Consider the following 581-nt stretch of genomic DNA (forward strand, 5'->3'; position numbering starts at 1 on the left):
CGTGTATTTCCTGTGCTCGTTCTTGCCGTTGTTTGGGGTGTTGGCGATTTTCTTGCCGCGCACCAAAAAGCCCTGATTTACGCATTACCCATTGCAGGAATGTGTTGGGCCATAAATTTCAGACACAAAAAAGCCGCGTATCAAACGCGGCTTTTTCATGGGTGCAGATTTTATACGTTGAAGCGGAAGTGCATCACGTCGCCGTCTTTGACGATGTAGTCCTTGCCTTCCAGACGCCATTTACCGGCCTCTTTGGTGCCGGCTTCGCCCTTGTACTGGATGAAGTCGTTGTAGGCGATCACTTCGGCGCGGATGAAGCCTTTTTCGAAGTCAGTGTGGATCACGCCGGCGGCCTGTGGTGCAGTGGCACCGACTTTGACGGTCCAGGCGCGGACTTCTTCGACGCCGGCGGTGAAGTAGGTCTGCAAGTGCAGCATTTCGTAGCCGGCGCGAATGACGCGGTTCAGGCCAGGCTCTTCCAGGCCCAGGGCCTCGAGGAACATGTCCTTCTCTTCGCCGTCATCCAGCTCGGCGATTTCCGCTTCGATCTTGTTGCACACCGGAACGACCATGGCGCCTTC

1 protein-coding gene is annotated in these 581 nt (G+C 55.8%); it reads right to left on the minus strand.

The window, feature by feature from the left end; translation table 11 throughout:
* Nucleotides 1-170: 170 nt before the first annotated feature.
* Nucleotides 171-581 (minus strand): DUF933 domain-containing protein (locus tag RSB01_RS14215; protein ID WP_332625774.1); only part of this gene is annotated, 411 nt, incomplete at its 5' end.

This window comes from Brevundimonas sp., assembly GCF_036659295.1.
Lineage (GTDB): Bacteria > Pseudomonadota > Alphaproteobacteria > Caulobacterales > Caulobacteraceae > Brevundimonas.